The 17239-nt window shown below is 66.1% G+C and carries 15 protein-coding genes; 12 read left to right on the top strand and 3 right to left on the bottom strand.

The genetic code is table 11. From position 1 onward, the window contains the following. Nucleotides 1-2 precede the first annotated feature (2 nt). Entirely contained in the window at nt 3-1340 is a 1338-nt protein-coding gene (locus tag O3298_RS11530; protein WP_289914564.1) for an LLM class flavin-dependent oxidoreductase, read from the bottom strand. A gap of 157 nt (nt 1341-1497) precedes the next feature. Between O3298_RS11530 and O3298_RS11535 the strand changes: the two genes are divergently transcribed. From O3298_RS11535 to O3298_RS11550, 4 genes are all read left to right on the top strand, one after another. After that, nucleotides 1498-2703, top strand: coding sequence for a sigma-54 interaction domain-containing protein (locus tag O3298_RS11535; protein ID WP_369811550.1), 1206 nt, complete (start codon nt 1498-1500; stop codon nt 2701-2703). 233 nt (nt 2704-2936) lie between these two features. Continuing rightward, a complete protein-coding gene (locus O3298_RS11540) occupies nt 2937-4028 on the top strand; it encodes an LLM class flavin-dependent oxidoreductase (protein WP_305059412.1) in 1092 nt (363 codons plus the stop codon). A 35-nt stretch (nt 4029-4063) separates the two neighbouring features. Further along, nucleotides 4064-5218: an LLM class flavin-dependent oxidoreductase gene (locus O3298_RS11545; RefSeq protein WP_099667790.1), complete on the top strand. Its 1155-nt coding sequence runs from the start codon at nt 4064-4066 to the stop codon at nt 5216-5218. Between the two features lie 220 nt (nt 5219-5438). Further along, on the top strand, nt 5439-7811 hold the full coding sequence (locus O3298_RS11550; RefSeq protein WP_305059413.1) for a TonB-dependent receptor: 2373 nt from the start codon (nt 5439-5441) through the stop codon (nt 7809-7811). A 62-nt stretch (nt 7812-7873) separates the two neighbouring features. On the opposite strand, the gene O3298_RS11555 is transcribed toward O3298_RS11550, so the two are convergent. After that, nucleotides 7874-8926 carry an ABC transporter substrate-binding protein gene (locus O3298_RS11555; RefSeq protein WP_305059414.1) on the bottom strand — a complete coding sequence of 351 codons (1053 nt, stop codon included), beginning with the start codon at nt 8924-8926 and terminating at the stop codon, nt 7874-7876. Nucleotides 8927-9151: 225 nt separating this feature from the next. Here O3298_RS11555 and O3298_RS11560 point away from each other — a divergent pair, with 225 nt between their 5' ends. From O3298_RS11560 to O3298_RS11595, 8 genes are read left to right on the top strand one after another with little or no spacing between them, the layout of a single operon-like run. Continuing rightward, a complete protein-coding gene (locus O3298_RS11560; RefSeq protein ID WP_305059415.1) occupies nt 9152-9901 on the top strand; it encodes a class II aldolase/adducin family protein in 750 nt (249 codons plus the stop codon). Nucleotides 9902-9923: 22 nt separating this feature from the next. Then, the gene (locus O3298_RS11565; protein WP_305059416.1) at nt 9924-10997 is read left to right on the top strand and encodes an ABC transporter substrate-binding protein; all 1074 of its coding nucleotides are present in this window, start codon (nt 9924-9926) and stop codon (nt 10995-10997) included. Beyond that, nucleotides 10994-11848: an ABC transporter permease gene (locus tag O3298_RS11570; RefSeq protein WP_305059417.1), complete on the top strand. Its 855-nt coding sequence runs from the start codon at nt 10994-10996 to the stop codon at nt 11846-11848. The genes O3298_RS11565 and O3298_RS11570 overlap by 4 nt, the downstream gene beginning before the upstream one ends. Next, nucleotides 11845-12609 carry an ABC transporter permease gene (locus O3298_RS11575; RefSeq protein ID WP_305059418.1) on the top strand — a complete coding sequence of 255 codons (765 nt, stop codon included), beginning with the start codon at nt 11845-11847 and terminating at the stop codon, nt 12607-12609. The genes O3298_RS11570 and O3298_RS11575 overlap by 4 nt, the downstream gene beginning before the upstream one ends. Continuing rightward, nucleotides 12602-13867 carry an MFS transporter gene (locus O3298_RS11580; protein ID WP_305059419.1) on the top strand — a complete coding sequence of 422 codons (1266 nt, stop codon included), beginning with the start codon at nt 12602-12604 and terminating at the stop codon, nt 13865-13867. Before O3298_RS11575 ends, O3298_RS11580 begins: the two co-directional genes overlap by 8 nt. Continuing rightward, on the top strand, nt 13864-14745 hold the full coding sequence (locus tag O3298_RS11585) for an ABC transporter ATP-binding protein (RefSeq protein ID WP_305059420.1): 882 nt from the start codon (nt 13864-13866) through the stop codon (nt 14743-14745). Before O3298_RS11580 ends, O3298_RS11585 begins: the two co-directional genes overlap by 4 nt. Nucleotides 14746-14778: 33 nt before the next feature. Next, entirely contained in the window at nt 14779-15837 is a 1059-nt protein-coding gene (locus tag O3298_RS11590; RefSeq protein ID WP_305059421.1) for an ABC transporter substrate-binding protein, read from the top strand. A 48-nt stretch (nt 15838-15885) separates the two neighbouring features. Further along, the gene (locus O3298_RS11595; RefSeq protein WP_305059422.1) at nt 15886-16938 is read left to right on the top strand and encodes an ABC transporter substrate-binding protein; all 1053 of its coding nucleotides are present in this window, start codon (nt 15886-15888) and stop codon (nt 16936-16938) included. 19 nt (nt 16939-16957) lie between these two features. On the opposite strand, the gene O3298_RS11600 is transcribed toward O3298_RS11595, so the two are convergent. Then, nucleotides 16958-17080 (bottom strand): hypothetical protein, encoded by a 123-nt coding sequence (locus O3298_RS11600; protein WP_255206395.1) that lies wholly within the window; start codon nt 17078-17080, stop codon nt 16958-16960. Between the last annotated feature and the right edge of the window lie 159 nt (nt 17081-17239).

Genomic DNA, 17239 nt, shown 5'->3' on the forward strand with positions numbered 1-17239 from the left:
GCTCAGGCGGCCTGCGCCCGCGCTTCCGTCTGCGGGTTGGCGGGCCGCGCCAGTCCCAAATGTCCGCGCAGGGTGCTGGCCGCATAGTCGGTGCGGAACAGGCCGCGCCGCTGCAGTTCCGGCACCACCAGCCGGGTGAAATCCTCGAAGCCTTGCGGCAGCAGGGGCGGCACGACATTGAAGCCATCCGCGCCCCGTTCCACGAACCACTGTTCCATCAGGTTCGCCACCGTCTTGACGGAGCCGATGGCTTGCAGGTGGCCGCGTGCGACCCTGAAGCGCAGCACCAGCTGGCGCAAGGTCAGGTGCTCGCGGCGGGCCAGCTCCAGCTGCTGCAGGAAGCGCCCCTTGCCGTTTTCTGGCGCCTGGTAGGGCAGCTCGGGCAGGGGGCCGTCGAGCGGATAGCCGGATAAATCAAAACCGCCAAATTCCAGGTGGCTGAAGTCGACCAGTGCCTGCAGCTCGCCGAACTGGTCCTGCGCCTGCTGGTCCGATTCGGCCACAACCACCGACAGCCCCGGCGTCACTTTCAATTGATCCTCGGCGCGGCCATACTTGGCCATGCGGCCCTTCACGTCCGCGTAGTACGCCTGCGCCACGGGCAGCGAGGTGGCAGAGCAGTACACCATCTCGCTAAGGCGCGCGGCAAATTCGCGGCCCGTCTCGGAATTGCCCGCCTGGACCAGCACCGGGTGGCCCTGCACGGGGCGGGGCAAGTCCAGCAAGCCTTGCGAGGCAAAGTACCGGCCCTGGAAATCGAGCGCATGGCCCGCTGCCGGCTGGTAGAACTGGCCGCTGGCGCGGTCGGGCCGGTCGAAGGCATCGTCATCCCAGCTATCCCACAGCATCTTGGACAGGGACACGAATTCATCGGCGCGCGCATAGCGCTCGGCGTGGCTGCGCGGTGCATCGATGCCGAAATTGCGCGCCGTGTGTTCGCCAAACGAGGAGACGATGTTCCAGCCCGCGCGCCCGCCGCTCAGGTGGTCGAGCGAACTGAATTTGCGCGCCACGTGGTACGGATGCTCGTAATTGGTGTTGACGGTCGCGATCAAGCCGATATGGCGGGTGACGGCGGCAATGGCTGACAGCAGGGTAAATGGCTCGAAGGGCAGGCCGATGGCGGCGCGGCCCGTGTCCGGCGTGACGTCGCCGGCGCGGCCGATGAAGTCGGCGATAAAAAAACTGTCGAACTTGGCCGCTTCGGCCAGCCTGGCGGCATTTAGCCACCAGGCCAGGTCGGGCCGTCCGCTGGCGCTGGCCGATGGATGGCGCCAGGCGGCGGGATGGTGGCCGTGGCGTTGTAAAAAGACATTCAGGACAAGCTGGCGTGCTGGCATGGGAGGAACTCCGTGGTGGATTGGCGACATGGCGCGTCTCAATAATTACGCAAGGTTCGGGCCAGCGCTGGGCATGCGGCCGGATATGCAAATTCCGGATAAGCTAGCGCGGCACCATTCGTTCACGCCTGGAGATGGAGCGCGGTATAGTCGGCCCATGGAACTCTTAGCCCACAACTTCAGCAGCGATTTCGCGCGCAGCGCCCACCTGGCCCGCGGTGCCGGCGACGACGGCGACAGCGAGGCGCTGGTCGCCTTCCGCGACCCGCAGCAAATGAGCTTGCTGGTACGCGCCACGGCCTTTGTCTTTGCCGACCCCCGTTCGCGCCAGTTGCACGAGCTGATCGAACGCATCGCCCCCAGCGAGGCGACGGTGCTGATCACGGGCGAAACGGGGACGGGAAAAGAACTGATTGCGCGTCACGTGCACGGCTTGAGCGGCCGCGCCGAACAGACCTTCGTGGCGATCAATTGCGGCGCGTTTTCCGAAACCCTCGTCGAGAGCGAGCTGTTTGGCTATGAAAAAGGCGCGTTTACGGGCGCGCAGCAGGGCAAGCCTGGCTGGTTCGAGGCGGCCAGCGGCGGCACCCTGTTCCTCGATGAAATCGGCGACTTGCCGCTGGCGATGCAGGTCAAGCTGCTGCGCGTGCTGCAGGAGCGCGAAGTGGTGCGCCTGGGCGCGCGGCGCGCCATCCCCATCGACGTGCGCCTGATCGCCGCCACCAACGTGGACCTGGCCGAAGCCGTGCGGGCAGGGCGCTTCCGCGAAGACCTGTATTACCGGCTGCAGGTGATCGGCCTGCCGCTGCGTCCCCTGCGCGAGCGCCCAGGCGACATCATGCCGCTGACGCGCCACTTCATGGCCATCTATGCGCAGCGCCTGCACCTGGGCGAGGTGGAACTGGGCCTGGACGCGCAAGAGGCCTTGCTGGCCTATCCGTGGCCGGGCAATATCCGCGAACTGGAAAACGTCATCCATCGCGCGCTGCTCGTCTGCCGCAGCGGCGTCGTGCGAGCTGAGGATTTGAGCCTGTCGGGCTGGCACAGGGCGCCCGCTGCCGCACCTGTCCCCACGCCTGTCTCCGTGCCTGTGCCAGACGCCTGGGCGGGCGGCGCCGATATCGCCTATGCGGCCCACGGCGCGCCCGGCCAGGACGATTTATTGGCGGCCGAGCGCTTTGCCCGCGCCTGGCAAGCCTTGCTCGACTCGGGCGAAGCCGTGGAATTCGAGGCGATGCAGCAGGAACTGGTGCGCGCCGCCTGGGAGCGCAATGAGCGCAACCAGGTGCGCACGGCCAGGCACTTGAATTTGAGCCGCAACATCCTGCGCACTTTCCTGAAAAAGGCGGGCGCCATCGATTAGGCATACGAGCGACCTCCCGGAGCCGGACCCGCAGCGATGCGGCTCCGGCTTTTTTCATGGCTGCTGCGCGCGCAGCACATTGCTGCCATGGGGGCAGCGGATTGCTGCCAAATCAACAGCGGCGGGCCGCGGCGGGCATCTGCGGCATGGCATGTTTTCTGCGAGGAGGGTAGGGCAGGCCGCTGCGCGATGCGCGTACGGTCTTTTCTTCGACCCACGACAGGAGTCCACGCATGACCATAGAATTCATCTGGCAATTGCCCACCAGCGGCGATGGCCGTTACGCGGCGCCCGGCATCACGCGCCGCGGCGAGCGAAACGCCGGCGCGCCCAGCCCCCTGCAGGCGGGCGTGAGCGACCCGCGCGGCGCGCGTCCGCCCTTTAACTATTTCGATTATCTGCACCAGATCGCCCGCGCGGCCGATCTTTCCGGCTTCGACGGCATCCAGGTGCGCCACGATACGCAGGGCGATGAAAGCTGGATCGTCGCCGGCTACCTGGCCCGCAGCACGCGCCATTTGAAACTGATCGCGGAATTCGATGCCGCCTGGGGTTCGGCCGTGTATGCGGCGAAGAACGCCGTCAGCTTCCAGCGCTTCACGGGGGGACGCTTCGCCTGGCAGATCGGCCCTGGCGGCGACGCTGCAGCGCGCCGGCGCCAGGGCGATGCGGCGCCGGATGCCGACATCCTGCCCCGCATCGATGAATTCATCACGGTGGCGCGCGGCGTGCAGAATACATCGCCGTTCAGCTTCAAGGGCAAGTTCTTCGAAGTGCAGGACGGCGGCTTCAAGGGGCCGCTGGCGCACCATCCCGTCAATGGCATCTATTTGACGGGCGAGTCGCCGGAGGCGCTGGCCCTGTCGGCGCGCCAGGCCGACGTGCACGTCTTCGACGCGGCGCCCGTGAAGGATTTGCAGCCCGCCATCGCCAGCCTGCATGCGCAGGCGCGCCAGCTGGGCCGCGCCGTGGCGGCGGGCTTGCGCATCGACGTGCTGGCCCGCGAAACCTTCGACGAAGCCTTGCGCGACGCGCGCCGCTACCGCAGCGGGGCGGGCCTGCCCGACGATGCGCCATTCGACGACAACACGGCGGGCGGCACGGCAGCCTTCTGGCCGGGCTTTGCTCAAGCGCAAACGGGCGCCCGCGGGGCCCTGGTCGGCAGCCATGCACAGGTCGCCGCAGCGCTCGAAGCCTACGCGCAAGCCGGTGTGTCCAGCTTCGTGCTGGCGGCCATTCCCCATTTCGAGGAAGCCTACCGCATCGGCGAGCACGTGCTGCCCCGCGTGCGGGCAGCGTTGCGCGTCCAGCTGCAAGCGGCTTGAGTCCCCGTATCCAACCTATTGAAGGAGTACCCCACATGGCTATCGATTTTTTCTGGCGCATCCCCACGCATGGCGAACCGAGTTCGCACCGCGCCCGCACGCCGTTTCGCGGCGACTGGTTTCCCGGCAATGACAACCTGCGCCAGGCCGGCCTCGGTGGCGGCGGCGCCGACGGCTTTACTTACATCGACTACCTGGCGGAAATCGCCCGCGCGGCCGAATTGTCCGGCTTCCAGGGCGGTCTGATTCCATCCTTCCCCATGACGGACGAACCGTGGGCCATTTCCGCGCTGCTGGCGCGCGAAACGAGCACTTTCCGCTTCATGATCCCGTTCCAGCCCGGCTTCCTGAATCCCGTGGTGGCTGCGCGCATGACGGCCAGCCTGCAGCGGGCCACGGGCGGGCGGGCCCTGTACAACGTGATCACGGGCGGCGGTGGTCCGGCGCAGCTGTGGTGGGGCGATTCGGCCGGCCACGACGACCGCTACACGCGCACGACGGAATTTCTCGACGTGGTGCGCGGCGTGTGGCGCGGCGGGCCGTTTTCCTACCAGGGCAAGTTTTACCAGGTGGAAGATGCGGGACTGGCCACGCCGCTGTCGGAGCAGGATTTCCCCGAGATTTACTTTTCCGGCTCGTCCGACGCGGCCCTTGGTTCCGCGTCCAAGCATGCCGATTACTACCTGACGTGGCTGGAACCGTTCGAGCAGCTGCGCGAGAAATTCGCCCGCGTGCATGAAAAGACGGCGCTGCTGGGCCGCAAGATCAAGTGCGCCGTGCGCGTCGACATCGTCGCCCGCGCCACGGAAGAAGAGGCGTGGGACGAAGTGCGCAAGGGTTTCGAGGCCGTCGATGCGGCCACCCTGCGCCAGTTCCTCGGTGCCGATGGCGGCGATTCCGTGGGCGCGGCGCGCCAGCGGGGCAACCGCCCGACGACCCTGAACAGCTACAAGGACTTGATCACGGCGCCGAATATCTGGTCCGGCTTCAACCTGCTGCGGGGCGGGCAGACGCAGGGCATCGTCGGCAGCTACCAGCAGGTGGCCGAGCGCCTCGACGAACTGGTGCAGTTGGGCGCCGACGCCTTCATCCTGGCCAGCACGCCGCACCTGGAAGAAGCGTACCGCGTGGGCGAGGAAGTGCTGCCCCTCGTGCGTGGCCACACGGCGGCCCTGCTGCGGGCCGCCTGAGTATCCCCTGTTGCCGCGACAGCAGCGCCACCGCCTGCTGTCGCGCAGGCAGCACGCGGCGGCGCCGCTGCTGCCAAATCAACAGCACTATCACTCCGATAGTCTTCCTTTCAAATCAATCACTTAACGACGATTTTGCTGCGCTGCGGCAGCGGGCATGCCCCTTGCAATACAGGTCATCACCATCTCGCGTTTTGACTTTACTCAAGGATAATCACCCATGCGCCGTTCGACTGCCCCCGCCGCCTTTTCCTCTTTCCCCTTTCACTTGACGCCAGTGCGCCGCGCGCTGCGCTCGGCCTTTGCCATCGGCGGCCTGATGCTCGTCCATGGCATGGCCCATGCCGAAGCGCCCGGTGCAGAGGTCATCGCCGCGGCCGACGCGAACGGCGCCGGCGAGGGCGCCGCGCTGCAATCGGTGACGGTGACGGCGCAAAAGCGCGAAGAATCCGCACAGAAGGTGCCCAGCGCGATCACGGTCCTGGGCGGCAAGGAGCTGCTCGACACGGGCATCGGCCGCTCGGCCAGCGAAATCCTCAATTACGTGCCGAACGCCTCCGCAGGCACGCAGCAGCATGGCCGCCCGCGCTGGTGGATACGCGGCGTCGGTGCGGGCCAGCAGCAGATCGATTTTCCCAATCCCGTCGGCTTTTACCTCGACGACGTCTACATCAGCAATTCCAGCGCCACGGGCTTTCCCCTGTTCGACCTGGACCGGGTGGAAGTGCTGCGCGGCCCGCAAGGCACCCTGTGGGGCAAGAACACGACGGGCGGCGCCATCAACGTGATTTCGCGCAAACCGTCGTTCAAGTCCAGCGGCTACGCCAAGGTCGATTACAGCAGCTACGACACCAAGCTGGCCGAAGGGGCCATCGGCGGCGCGCTGGTCGACGAGGTGCTGGCGGGGCGCTTCTCCTTCCATACGGAGCAGCAGGACAAGGGCCGCTTCCACAACCAGTTTACGGGCGAGCGCGATGGAAAGCTCAAGGACAGCGCCATCCGCGGCCAGCTCAAGGCCCTGATCGGGCGCGACCTGACGGCCAATTTGAACCTGCATTACCGCGACTACACGACCAAGGGCGCCACCACCACCGTGGCCAGCTATGGCGCGAATGGCGTCTACCGCAACGGCTACATCCCCAGCACGAATCCCGATGACGTGAGCACGAATGCGCCGGCCGACAGCGACGTGACGCAGGGCGGCGCGCAGCTGAACCTGGAATACGCGCTGGGCGAGCTGACCCTGACGTCGATCACCGGCTATGAAAACTTCCGCAACGAGGCGACGGGCGACAGCGACAACACGCCGCTGGAAGTGGGGCGCAGCCGCTCGAAGGCGAGCAGCCGGCAGGTGTCGCAGGAGCTGCGCCTGACGTCGCCGCAAAACGGCGCCGTGAGCTGGGTGGCGGGCCTGTTCTACTTTAATGAAAAGATCGATTCCGATTCGGCCGGCGCGCGCCTGCCCAACGGCACCGTGCCGGCGCTGGCGGGCAGCACACAGCCCGTCGGCTACAACCGCACCGTCTACCAGCACAAGGCGCGCAGCGCGGCCATCTTCGGCAGCACGACCGTCAACTTCAGCGAGCAGTTCCTGTCCACCTTCGGCTTGCGCTGGACGACGGAAACCAAGGACCTCGATTTGCAGCGTGTGCAGGCCGCATCGAACACGGTGACGTTTGGCGATGCGTCGAATTGGTGGAACACGGTCAAGGGCGGCAATTACGCGGCCGCCTCGGTCGCCAACAACAATTTCACGTCGAACCCATCGACCACGTGGAATGCGCTGACGTATGACGTGACGCCCGAGTACCGCTTCAGCCGCACCCTGCGCGGCTACCTGAAGTACGCGCACGGCATCAAGTCGGGCGGCTACAACACGAGCGCCACGGACGTGCGCGCCCTGAACACGGTCAAGCCGGAAACCCTGAACTCGTTCGAGGCGGGCATCAAGTCGGAATGGCTGGACGGGCGCCTGAATTTCAACGCCAACGTCTTCCACTATGACTACAAGAACGTGCAGGTGAATATCACGGGCGTGTACAACGGCGACCCCACGCAAAGCGTCAATTACCTGCAAAACGTGAGCAAGGCCCACGTGAATGGCGCGGAATTCGAGCTCGAGGCGCAGCCGACGGACAACCTGCACCTCAACGCCAATATCGGCCTGCTGCGCACGGAATTCGACGATTTCGCCATCCAGAACAATGGCGGCGACCGCTCCGGCAATGAATTCGTGCGCTCGCCCCACGTGACGGCCTTGCTGGCGGCCGACTACCGCTACCCGCTGGGCAATGGCGCGCAGCTGGTCTTCAGCGGCGACGTACGCTACACGTCGAAGCAGTACTACTATGTCGACCCGCAAAATGCCGCGCGCGACTTGCTGAACCAGGGCGGCTTCGCGCTGGCCAATGCGCGCCTGTCGTACGTGCTCCCGGGCGGCAAGCAGCGCATCACGGCATATGCGAACAACCTGGCCGACAAGGTCTACCGCAACCACACGCTCACCAGCTTCGTGCCGGGCGCCGTGAATGGCGACACCGTCATCATCGGCCAGGGCCGCACGGTGGGGGCGTCGTACACGCTGCAGTTCTGAGCGTGACCGCCTGATGTAAAAAGGCCGGCGATTGCGCCGGCCTTGTCGTTTATGGCGCCAGCTTACGCCGCCGCTTGCAGCAGCGCGTCGAGTCTCCGCTGCGCCTCTTCCAAAGGCCTGCGGTCGATCCACGCCTCGATATCCACGTCGCGATCGAGAAAGCCGTGCTGCAGCTGGAAATCCTTCTGCTGGCGGAACAGCGCCACTTTTTCTTCCGACAGGTCGGGCGCCAGGGTCAAATGAAAACCGTCGCGGTAGGCTTCGGCCACGGCGTCGGCGCCGGCCCGCGTCTCGCCCTGCAGGATGGCCAGCACGTCTTCCTTGTGGCTGCGGGCCCAGTGCGCGGCGCGCAGCGTTTGCGTCAGGAAGCGCACGACCAGCTCGAAATGCTGTTCCAGCATGGTCTCATGCACGGTGATCGGCCGCGGCGTGCCGTTATTCACGCGGAAGCGCCGGTCGGGCAGGGCGTCGATGTCTATGCCTACTTCCAGCCCCGCCACGCGGGCCGCCTCGGCCGCTGCCGCGCCCTTTACGTAGACGGCATCGACTTCGCCGCGCAGCAGCGGCGCGATGCCTTGCCACAGGCCCGCGCCCAGATTGGCCTGCGCCGGCGCGTCGACTCCCACTTCCACCAGATGCACGTCGTCGAGCGTGAGGCCGGCCGAGGCCAGCACGCCCTTGTAGCCGGCCAGGCTCATGCCGCGCGCGATGCTGCGTCCGCGCCGGTTGTCGCGCAAGTCCTCGGCGCGGAAGACGGGCAGCGCCAGACGCTTGCCCTGCAGCTGCGCGGGCGTGGCGATGCCGGAGCCGGGGCGTACGAGGATGGCTTGCCACTCGTCGATCCAGGTCAGGCCGATCAGGCGCGTGGGCGCCCCTTGCGCGCGCGCGGGCAGGGCCAGCAGGTTGCCGCCTTCCCGCACGAGCGTGGACAAGCCGTGGTCGTAGTGGTGGCGCGCCAGCTCGCCGCCCACTTCCTGCAGGGTCTTTAACGCGATGCCGTCGCGGGCGAATTCCTCGTCCAGCCAGCCCAGTTTGTAGGCCAGGCCCGTGGCCGTGGGCACGGGGCAGCGGGTGAACCAGACGGTATCGACGGCGGGGACAGTTACGGTAGTCATGGAATTCCTTCGTGGTGGTGGAAGCCTGTAACCGTGCAGGAAACGTGCCCGCGCCGCTTGCTGGCTGGCCGACAGCGCGTGCGGACGGTGCTGCTGCCGCGCCAGCAGCCGCTGTTGCGCAGGCAGCAGCCATGCACCATTTTCCCCGCGCTGGTGCTGGCACGCGTCTTGCGAAAGTAGAGACAGGACTGACCCGTATTCCAACCCCAACGAATGGAGCATGACATGACGGACGTGGCACAAGCGGAAGCACAACAAGTACAGGTGCAGGAGTTGACGGCGGCCGAACTGGCCTTCGTGGAGCAGGTGCGCCGCGATGCGCAGATCGCCTTCGACGGCTTGCGCGAGACGGGCAGCCTGACGGCCAATGGCACGGTGGGCTTCGTCGAGCGCACGCCGGGCGGCGACAAGGTGGTGGTGGTCAACGATCCGGGCCCGTTCCGCCGCGGCCAGCCCCTGAAGGCGGCCGTGCTGGCACTGGACGGCACGGTGCTCGCGGGCGACGCGAACAACGGCGGCGCGCGCTACTTAAAACTGTTCCGCGAGCGGCCGGAGGTCACGTCGATTTCGCACGTGCATTCGCCGTCGCTGGGCGCGTGGGCGCAGACGCACCGCACCCTGCCGATCCGCTACGTGCCCGTGCAGCGCTACCAGCTGGTGCGCGAAATTCCCATCTATATCGACCGCCGCCAGCCGGAAGTCGATTTCATCCTCGGCGAAATCTCCCGCAACACGCATGCGACGGCCATCCTGGAAGCGAATGGCGGCGCCACCGTGTGGGGCAAGCAGGGCTTGCTGAAGCTGGCCGAATTCATCCTGCTGCTGGAAGAGGGCGCGAAAATCCAGATCGCGGCCGAGGCCATTGGCGGATCGCGCGATTTCGGTCCCGGCGTGCTGCTGCAGCAATGGAAGATGAGCAAGCTGATCGACACGGCGCGCGCGCTGTCGCTGCTGCCCGCCACCGACCTGGTGTAACCCTTTCACGAACAGGCCCGCAATGTCATTGAAATTCTTACGTTTGATCTGGCGCAAGGCAGTCGCCACCGCCGTGGCGGCCAGCCTGCTGGCGCCAGCGATGGCGGCGGCCGCCGATCCGCTGCCGGCCGCCGTGCGCATCGCCGTCGTGGCCCGCACGGCGCCGTCCGGCAAGACCGTGTTTGCCGGTTCCGCCGCCCAGGTGGCGTCGACGGGCTGGCTGTCGGCCGAACTGGGCAAGCTGGGCGTGAAGCTGGAATGGGTGCCCGTCACCACCAATTCCGTGGCGACGCAAGTCAACGAAGCGTTTGCCAACCATTCGATCGACCTGGCCCAGTATGGCGACTTGCCGTCGATTATCGCCAATGCCTCGGGCTTGCAGACGCGGCTGATCTTGCCCGGCGGCAGCGCCAACAATACCTATCTGGTGGTGCCGAACGGTTCCACGGCGAAATCGATCCAGGATTTGAAGGGCAAGAAGATCGCCCTGCACCGGGGCCGGCCGTGGGAATACCCGTTTGCCCGCTTGCTGGAAGCGAATGGCATGACCTTGCGCGACGTCAAGATCCTCAACCTCAATCCGCAGGCGGGCGCGGCGGCCGTGGCGACGGGCGGCGCGGATGCCTTCTTTACCCTCAGCGACGCCTTCTTGCTGGAAGATAAAAAGGTGGGCAAGATCATCTGGGCCAGCAAGGCGCCGCCGCAGGATTGGAAGATGCGCGCCGAGCTGTGGGCCGACAGCGGCTTCCTGCAACGCTGGCCGCAGCTGGCCCAGCTGGTGGTGACGGCCTATGTGCGCGAACACCACCGGGCCGCCGGCGCCGGTGGCGAAGAGGAATACGTGCGCACGGAGGCGGCGGCGGGCCAGGTGGAAAGCGTGGTGCGGCGCGAACTGGCGGGCGACCACACGCCATGGCAGGCGCGCTGGTCGCCCCTGTTTACGGCCAGCCTGCGCCAGCATTACGTGGGCGAGGCGGCATATGCGAAGAGCGCAGGCCTGATCGGGCGGCCGCTGCAAGTCGACAGCCTGTTCGCGCCCCAGTTTGTCAACGCGGCGCTGGCGCAGCTGAAACTGCAAACGTACTGGGCACCATGACTTCCATCGCCCGCGCCATCGCCTTGCCGCGCCCCCCCGCGCCAGCGCGCGCAACCTCGGTCCCCTTGCTGCAGCGCTTTATCCGTTCACCCTGGTCCGTGTGGGCGTCGCCGCTGGCCTTGCTGCTGCTGTGGACGGCCGCCACCACCTTCGAGTGGATGCCTGCGCACATCTTGATGTCGCCATGGCAAGTGCTGCTGACGGCCCGCGACCTGGCCGAAAGCGGCGAACTGGGCCAGCACCTGGGCATCAGCCTGTTCCGCCTGCTGGCCGGCTTTGGCCTGGGCGCCAGCTGCGGCCTGGCCTTTGGCGTCGTGCTGGGGCTGTCCCCTGGCTTGCGCGCTTATATCGACCCCACCTTCAATGTCTTGCGCCAGTTGCCGACCGTCGCCTTGATCCCGCTGTTCATCTTGCTGTTCGGCATAGGCGAGAGTTTCAAGGTGTTTATCGTTGCCAAGGCCAGTTTCTTCATCGTCGCGCTGGCCGTGCATGACGCCATCCGCAACCTGTCGCAGCGCTACTTTGAGGTAGCGCAAGTGTATTGCTTTTCGCGCTGGCAGCGCATCCGCCTGATCGTCTTGCCGGCCATCGTGCCGGCCGCGCTGACGGGCATGCGCATCGCCCTGTCGCGCTCGTGGATGGTGCTGGTGGGTGCGGAATTGCTGGCCGCGGACAGCGGCTTGGGCCAGATGATGGAAATGGGCCGGCAAATGTTCCGCCTCGACGTGGTGATGGTGGGCGTGGTGCTGACGGGCGTGATCGGCTTTGGCCTGGACCGGGCCTGCCATGCGCTGGAAGCACGGCTGATGCGCTGGAAACGTAGTGGCGATGGTAAGGGAGGCGCCACATGAAACAACGTTTGATCCGGATCATCAAGGGCGCGCTGCTGCCGCTGGCCTTGCTGGGCGCCTGGCAATGGGCGTCCGGCCAGGGCGCGGCGGCCGCCTATATCTTTGTATCCCTGGGCGACCTGGCGCACAGCTTGCGCGACTTGCTCGTCACGGGCGAGCTGTGGGTGCACCTGCGCGCCAGCCTGGGCCGTACCCTGACCGGCTTGCTGCTGGGCGGCAGCGCCGGCATCGTCACGGGCGCGCTGATGGCGCAGTCGCCGCTGGCGGACCGGTTGATCGGCCCCCTGTTCCACAGCATCCGGCAAGTACCGTTGCTGGGCCTGATTCCCTTGTTGGGCTTGTGGGTGGGCAATGGCGACGGCGCCAAGCTGCTGGTGATCGCCATCGCCGCCTTCTATCCCACCGTGCTCAACACGTATGCGGGCATGCGCCAGGTGGAAGGGCGTTTGCGCGAAGTGGGGCTGGTGCTGACCCTGACGCGCTGGCAGACCTTGCGCCAGATCCTGTTGCCGGGCGCCATGCCGGCCATCGTCACGGGTGTCACGCATGCGCTGGCGTTTGCCTGGCTCGCTTGCCTGGGCGGCGAACTGCTGTTTTCAGCCGGTCCCGGCATGGGGTCATTGTTGCTCAATGGCGAAGTGTCGGGCCGCATGGATGTCGTCTTGCTGGCTGTGCTCGTGATCGCCTTGCTGGCGCAAGCGATGAACGTGGCGTTTGCGCGCCTCGCGCGCCTGCTGGTGAAGGGGCGCAGCAGTGAGTAAATCCCTGCCATTCCAACCGGACGCGGCCGTCAGCGCCCGCGAAGGCGAGCTGCGCGCCTTCTTGCTGCGCTTTATCGGCTTGACTTTGCTGTCGGGCGTGACCATCGGCATGAACAAGGTGCTGGCCACCCTGCTGGGGCTGCATTTGCACGTGAGCAACTTTCAGTTGGCCGCGATCAGCAGCGCGGAAACCCTGGCCATGGCGCTGGGCACCATTCCGGCCGGCTACATCTTGTCGCGCGGCAATCCGAAGCATTTGTACGCGGGTGTCAGCCTGAGCCTGGCGCTGGCCTTTTGCGTGCTGCCGTGGTTGCCCGGCTGGCAATGGGTGGCCTTGCTGATGTTTTTGGTGGGCTTGTGCATTTCCCTACGCATCGTGGCCATGAGTACCGTGTTTCTCGTGCGCTTGCCGGAACTGGGGCAGGGCAAGGCGGGCTGGTACAAGGGAACATTAATTCTCGGCATGCAGTTCCTCGGACCACTGTGCGGCAATTACCTGATCGCGCAACTGGGGCTGAAGGCGGGCTTTTTGATCTCGGCCCTGATGTTCGCCATCCTGGCAGTGCTGGGTTGGCAAGTGTTGCCTGACAATACGGCGTCGCGCAAGCAGGCCGGGCACTCCACGCTGCCGGGCGCGGCCAGCCTGCGCGAACTGCTGCGCGTGCCCATTGTGCGCGTCACTTATCTGTTTGAAATCCTCGCCAGCTTCACGGCGTCCAGCGTGGGCGTGTTTTCCATCTTGCTGGCCATCCGCGTGCTGCACTGGCCTGCGCACCACTCCGTCTGGCTGATGGCCGTGCAGGGACTCAGCTGCGTGCTCGTGCTGCTGTTCCTGGGGCGCTTCGTGCTGGCCAGCCGCTACCGCGAGCAACTGTATGGCGGCGCCCACCTGGCCATCATGGCGGCCTTGCTGATCCTGGGCCTGTGGCCTTCCAGCATCGTCTACCTGGCCGCCTCCGTGCTGCTGGGGCTGGGCCTGGGCGTGAATAACCTCGTCAATACGGACAATATCGCCCGCGCCCCCGTCGACAAGGCCCGCGTTTCCGCCCACTTGACCCTGTTCGGCATGGTGGGCGGCACGGCCGGCGCGCTGGCGGCGGGCCGCCTGGCCGACCTGACGGGCTTGCGCAATGTGTTCCTGATCTGGCTATTTCCCTGGCTGGCCGCCTGGCTGGTTTTCCACGGCAGCCGCTGGCTGCGCCGCTCGCCGCCCGCCGCCATTCCTTCCCTCGCCCCCACTGCAGAGAGTGCGCCATGAATGATTTTGTTTCCCCATCGGCCTTGTCGCCGCAACAGCAGCACCTGAGCGGCGGCTTGCAAGTGCAGCACGTGAGTAAGTCGTTTTCCCTGAAAGGCGCGCCGCTACCCGTGCTCGACGATATTTCGCTGACCATCGCGCCGGGCGAATTCGTCGCCATCGTGGGCGCCTCAGGTTGCGGTAAATCAACCCTGCTGCGCCTGCTGGCGGGCCTGGACACGGATTCCACGGGCTTGTTGCTGCACGATGGCGCGCCCATCCGTGGCACGGATCTGCGCCGGGGTCTCGTGTTCCAGGATCACCGCCTGTTCCCCTGGCTGACGGTGCAGCAAAACGTGGCCGTGGCTTTCAGCAATACCAAGGTGCCGCTGGCCGAGCGCGAAGCCCGCGTGGCGGCGGAAATCGCGCGCGTGGGCCTCGATGGCTATGCGGACGCGTATCCGCATCAATTGTCGGGTGGCATGTCGCAGCGGGCGGCGATTGCCCGCGCCCTCGTGGGACGGCCCGACGTGCTGCTGCTGGACGAACCGCTGGGCGCGCTCGACGCGCTGACCCGCTTGCGCTTGCAGCAGGAACTGCGCCGCCTGTGGCAGGACGAGGGCATCACCATGGTGATGGTCACGCATGACATCGATGAAGCCGTCTACCTGGCCGACCGCATCGTGGTGCTCGACGCGCGTCCCGGCAAGGTACGCCGGGTGCAGGACGTGCCGCTGGCCCATCCGCGCCAGCGCGGTTCGGCCGGCTTTGTCGCCATCCGCGACGGCTTGCATGCGGATTTCAGCGACCTCGACGAGTCGCATGCGCCCGTGGCGCGGGAAGAACACCCCAGCAGCTTGTGGGATGGCAATGAATGGGCGCGCAGGATGGCGCTGTAGTTTTTTTGATATCCATCAACCTGGAGATACAAGATGAGCAATAGCAACGCACTCGACACCCTGTGGTACACGCGCTGCCCCGTCCCCACGGGCCTGGGGATAGCCCTGCAGCAAGGCTGGCTGGAAGAAGCCTTGCGCGCCGACGGCACCGGCTTGCGCTCGCTGCGCGAATCGGACCAGGAAGCCGTGCGCGAATCGCATTTCGACCATACCCTGCAGAACTCCGTGCGTCACGGCGGCAATATCCCGGCCCTGTGGGCGCGCGCGGCGGGACGCGAGACGCGCGTGATCGGCCTGTCGTGGTCGGATGAGACGCAGCTGATATTGACCTTGCCCGGCAGCGGCATCCAGACGGTGCGCGACTTGAAGGGCCGGCGCTTCGGCTTGCCATTGTGGAGCAAGGCGCAGATCGACTTTGCGCGCGCGCAAGCCTTGCGGGGGCTGGAAAATGCGCTGAGCCTGGAAGGGCTGGCCGTGGCGGACGTGGAACTGGTCGATTATGTGGTCAATACGGGCCAGAGCGAGGCGGCGCCGGAAAAGGGTGCGGCAACGAACCTGTTCAGCGGCGCCCGGCGCGGCGGGCAAAGCCCGGAATTGCTGGGCCTCTTGCGGGGCGAGGTGGACGCCATCTTCCTGAAAGGCGCGTCGGCCGCCCAGCTGGCGCAGCAGTTCGGCTTGCATACGGTGATCGACACGGGCATCCACCCGGAACCCTTGATCCGCGCCAACAACGGCACGCCGCGCACCCTGAGCGTGGATGCGCACTTGCTGGACAACCATTTTGCTTCCGCCGTCACCCTGGTCGACCAGGTGCTGCGGGCCGAAGCGTGGGCGCGCGGCCATGCGGACGAGACGCGCCGTTTCCTCGCGCGCGAATCGAATGCCAGCGAGCACTGGGTGCAGGTGGCCTACGGCAAGGATGCGCATCTGCGCCTGGACACGGACCTGGCGGAAACGTCGATCGCGGGCTTGCAGGATTTCAGCGATTTCCTGTTCCGCTGGAACTTCCTGTCCAGCAAGGTCGACGTGCGCGCGTGGATCGACCCCCGTCCTTTCGAAGCGGCGCTGGCGCACGCGCGCCGGGCGGCTTGAGCGGGAAGTACGTCAACAGTGGCCATGCTTGATGATGAGGAGAATGCGATGCGGCGACGCACGGTGATGGGCGGGCTGGCGCTGCTGCCCCTGGCGGGACAGGCAGTGTCGGCGGCGAAGGCGGGGGCGCCGCCGGCGGCCCTGCGCATCGCCTCGACGGGTTTTGCAGAGAATGGCAAGGCGGAACTGGGCGGCATCGCCTACCGGGTGCAGCAGGAAGGCTGGCTGGCGCGCGAACTGAAGCAGCGGGGCGTGCGGCTGGAATGGCAGCCCGTCACGGGCGACACGGGCGCGACGATGAATGAAGCGTTCGCCAGCGGACGCATCGACATGGCCGCATATGGCGACTTGCCGTCCGTCATCCTCAACGCGGGCGGCGTGCGCACGCAGGTGATCGTGCCGGCGGGGCGGGGCACGGACCAGTTCCTGCTGGTGCCCACCGGTTCGCGCGCCACGTCGCTGGCCGAGCTGAAAGGCAAGCGCATCAGCGTGCATCGGGGCCGGCCGTGGGAACTGGGCTTGCGCCAGCTGATCGCCGACCAGCGCATGTCGCCCACGGATTTTCGCCTGATTAATATGGACCTCAAACCGGGCACGGCCGCGCTGGCCACGGGCGCCGTCGACGCCTTGTTCATGATCAATGGCTATCCGCTGGAAGACAAGGGCATCGGCCGCATCATCTGGTCCAGCAAGGGCTTACCCGAGCGTAAAATGCGGGCGGAACTGTGGGCGCGGCGTGATTTTACGCAAGCCCATCCCGACATCGCGGAACTGGTGGCCACGGCCTGGCTGCGGGCCCAGCACTGGGCGGCGCTCGACGGCAACCGCGAAGCCGTCATCAAGGATGGCACGCGCAACGGCACGCCCGACAGCGTGGTGCGGCGCAGCTACGACGATCCGGGCTTGCAGTGGAAGGAGCGCTGGTCGCCCCTGTACGATGACGCCGTGTACCGCCATTACCGCCGGGTGCTGGCGTTTGCGCAGGAACAAAAGTTGATCCGGCAACCGTTGACGGCGGAAGAATTGTTGGAGCCGCGCTTTGTCGCGGCCGGCTTGAAAAAGCTGGGGCTGGCCAATTACTGGGAACCGGCCAAGGTGTAGTGTCAGCGCGGGACGCGGCTCAATGGGGCAGGCATACGCGTCCCGCCACGTTGATCACGTCGTCGCCCGCATGTGCGCGCAGTTGCAGCAGCATCAGGGCCACGCCCAGCATCAGCGCGGCTGCGCAGAGTTTCTTGTGCATCGTCTTTTCCATTTTTATGCTCGATGGAGCTTGGTTGTCATATTTGCAGCCATATTATTGCCGAAATTCATGTGTGCGGGCTGAGCTTGTGCCAGGCGTGCTTTACAATTATGCATCTTGCGCATCCGCGCCATCTGAATGCTATGCATAGTATGTGAA

Source organism: Janthinobacterium sp. SUN137 (genome assembly GCF_030587265.1).
GTDB classification, from domain to species: Bacteria; Pseudomonadota; Gammaproteobacteria; order Burkholderiales; family Burkholderiaceae_D; genus Janthinobacterium; species Janthinobacterium kumbetense.

Coding starts and splice junctions, on each gene's coding strand:
- O3298_RS11540 (WP_305059412.1), top strand. CDS start 2,937: ATGACCATAGAATTCATCTGGCAATTGCCCACCAGCGGCGATGGCCGT.
- O3298_RS11595 (WP_305059422.1), top strand. CDS start 15,886: ATGCGGCGACGCACGGTGATGGGCGGGCTGGCGCTGCTGCCCCTGGCG.
- O3298_RS11535 (WP_369811550.1), top strand. CDS start 1,498: ATGGAACTCTTAGCCCACAACTTCAGCAGCGATTTCGCGCGCAGCGCC.
- O3298_RS11550 (WP_305059413.1), top strand. CDS start 5,439: ATGCGCCGTTCGACTGCCCCCGCCGCCTTTTCCTCTTTCCCCTTTCAC.
- O3298_RS11555 (WP_305059414.1), bottom strand. CDS start 8,926: ATGACTACCGTAACTGTCCCCGCCGTCGATACCGTCTGGTTCACCCGC.
- O3298_RS11590 (WP_305059421.1), top strand. CDS start 14,779: ATGAGCAATAGCAACGCACTCGACACCCTGTGGTACACGCGCTGCCCC.
- O3298_RS11570 (WP_305059417.1), top strand. CDS start 10,994: ATGACTTCCATCGCCCGCGCCATCGCCTTGCCGCGCCCCCCCGCGCCA.
- O3298_RS11600 (WP_255206395.1), bottom strand. CDS start 17,080: ATGCACAAGAAACTCTGCGCAGCCGCGCTGATGCTGGGCGTGGCCCTG.
- O3298_RS11560 (WP_305059415.1), top strand. CDS start 9,152: ATGACGGACGTGGCACAAGCGGAAGCACAACAAGTACAGGTGCAGGAG.
- O3298_RS11565 (WP_305059416.1), top strand. CDS start 9,924: ATGTCATTGAAATTCTTACGTTTGATCTGGCGCAAGGCAGTCGCCACC.
- O3298_RS11575 (WP_305059418.1), top strand. CDS start 11,845: ATGAAACAACGTTTGATCCGGATCATCAAGGGCGCGCTGCTGCCGCTG.
- O3298_RS11545 (WP_099667790.1), top strand. CDS start 4,064: ATGGCTATCGATTTTTTCTGGCGCATCCCCACGCATGGCGAACCGAGT.
- O3298_RS11530 (WP_289914564.1), bottom strand. CDS start 1,340: ATGCCAGCACGCCAGCTTGTCCTGAATGTCTTTTTACAACGCCACGGC.
- O3298_RS11585 (WP_305059420.1), top strand. CDS start 13,864: ATGAATGATTTTGTTTCCCCATCGGCCTTGTCGCCGCAACAGCAGCAC.